Origin of the sequence: Microbacterium sp. (assembly GCF_047971895.1) — a bacterium.
In the GTDB taxonomy this organism is placed as follows: Bacteria; Actinomycetota; Actinomycetes; order Actinomycetales; family Microbacteriaceae; genus Microbacterium.
In genome coordinates this window covers 1-1,817 of the sequence record NZ_JBKEAF010000058.1, presented here as the reverse complement: position 1 = coordinate 1,817, position 1,817 = coordinate 1, and the positions used below count along the sequence as shown (strand labels likewise).

5 protein-coding genes are annotated in these 1,817 nt (G+C 66.2%); all 5 read right to left on the bottom strand.

What is annotated here, in order from left to right:
• A partial coding sequence (locus tag ACK5IN_RS04910; protein WP_416895092.1) for an uL14 family ribosomal protein occupies positions 1-157 on the bottom strand: 157 nt, incomplete at its 3' end.
• A 3-nt stretch (positions 158-160) separates the two neighbouring features.
• Positions 161-481, bottom strand: coding sequence for a 30S ribosomal protein S17 (gene rpsQ / locus ACK5IN_RS04905; protein WP_416895091.1), 321 nt, complete (start codon positions 479-481; stop codon positions 161-163).
• Complete coding sequence (rpmC, locus tag ACK5IN_RS04900; protein ID WP_416895090.1) at positions 481-795, bottom strand: 50S ribosomal protein L29; 315 nt, start codon at positions 793-795, stop codon at positions 481-483. Before rpmC ends, rpsQ begins: the two co-directional genes overlap by 1 nt.
• Positions 795-1,214 carry a 50S ribosomal protein L16 gene (rplP, locus tag ACK5IN_RS04895; protein WP_416895089.1) on the bottom strand — a complete coding sequence of 140 codons (420 nt, stop codon included), beginning with the start codon at positions 1,212-1,214 and terminating at the stop codon, positions 795-797. The genes rpmC and rplP overlap by 1 nt, the downstream gene beginning before the upstream one ends.
• Positions 1,214-1,817: 30S ribosomal protein S3 (rpsC, locus tag ACK5IN_RS04890; RefSeq protein WP_416895088.1), on the bottom strand; the 604-nt coding region annotated here is incomplete at its 5' end. The genes rpsC and rplP, both read right to left, overlap by 1 nt.

Below are 1,817 nucleotides of genomic sequence, written 5' to 3'. Positions count from 1 at the left end.
TCACGTTGCCGCCGGGAATCGCGTCCTTGACGGTCGCGACGACCACGTCACCAAGGCCCGCGTAGCGACGGGCGGAGCCGCCCAGCACGCGGATGGTGAGCAGTTCCTTCGCGCCCGTGTTGTCGGCGACCTTGAGGCGGGATTCGTTCTGAATCATTTCTTACTTCGCCTTCTCGAGGATCTCGACCAGACGCCACCGCTTGGTGGCGGACAGCGGACGGGTCTCGTTGATGACGACGAGGTCGCCGATGCCGGCCGTGTTGCCCTCGTCGTGCGCCTTCACCTTCTCGGTGCGGCGGATGACCTTGCCGTAGAGCGGGTGCTTCACACGGTCCTCGACCTCGACGACGATGGTCTTGTCCATCCGGTCGCTGACCACGTAGCCGCGGCGAGACTTGCGGTAGCCACGGGCACCGGCATCCCGCACGTCGTGCGCACCGTGCTCGACGACCGCGTCGTCCTTCTTCTCGGTCTCAGCCATCACTCGGCCTCTTCCTTGGTCTCAGCAGGCTCAGCCGCGGCATCCGCCTTCTTCGCCTTGGTCTTCTTGGCCTTCGTCTCCATCGGCACGGGCGTGGCTCGGATGCCGAGCTCGCGCTCACGAATGACGGTGTACAGCCGCGCGATGTCGCGCTTGACCGCACGAATGCGGCCGTGGCTGTCGAGCTGGCCGGTGGCCGACTGGAAGCGCAGGTTGAACAGCTCTTCCTTGGCCTTGCGCAGCTCTTCGACGAGGCGCTGGTCCTCGAATGTGTCCAGCTCGCTCGGGGCGAGCGTCTTGGTGCCGACAGCCATTACGCGTCGCCCTCCTCGCGCTTGATGATGCGTGCCTTCAGCGGCAGCTTGTGAATGGCACGAGTCAGGGCCTCACGAGCAAGCTCCTCGTTGACGCCCGCGACCTCGAAGAGGACGCGACCCGGCTTGACGTTGGCGACCCACCACTCCGGCGAGCCCTTGCCGGAACCCATGCGGGTCTCGGCCGGCTTCTTCGTGAGCGGACGGTCGGGGAAGACGTTGATCCACACCTTGCCGCCACGCTTGATGTGACGGGTCATCGCGATACGAGCGGACTCGATCTGACGGTTCGTCACGTACGCGGGGGTCAGCGCCTGGATGCCGAACTCGCCGAAGGAGACCTTCGTGCCGCCGGTGGCCTGGCCCGTCCGCTTCGGGTGGTGCTGCTTGCGGTGCTTGACCTTTCGGGGAATGAGCATTACGCCGACGCTCCTTCTGCGACGGGCGCCGCCGCGTTGTCAGCGGAGCGCGGACCGCGACGGCGGTCGCCGCGCTCACGAGCCGGCTTCATGTTGGCCTGCTCGCGCTCGAGTTCCTTTTTGTTGAGATCGCCCTTGTAGATCCACACCTTCACACCTATGCGGCCGAAGGTGGTGCGCTCATCGTAGAATCCGTAGTCGATGTTCGCGCTCAGCGTGTGCAGCGGCACACGACCCTCGCGGTAGAACTCCGTTCTGATCATCTCGGCTACTCCGAGACGGCCCGACACCTGCACGCGCACGCCCTTGGCGCCGGCGCGCAGCGCGCCCTGCAGGCCCTTGCGCATCGCGCGGCGGAAGGCCACGCGGGCGCTGAGCTGCTCGGCGATTCCCTGAGCGACAAGCTGGGCGTCGATCTCGGGGTTCTTCACCTCGAGGATGTTGAGCTGAACTTGCTTGCCCGTGAGCTTTTCCAGCTTGCCGCGGATCCGCTCTGCCTCGGCGCCGTTGCGGCCGATGACGATGCCCGGACGGGCAGCGTGCAGGAAGATGGTGACGCGCTCGGAGCGCCGCTCGATCTCGATGGAGCTGATGCCGGCCCGC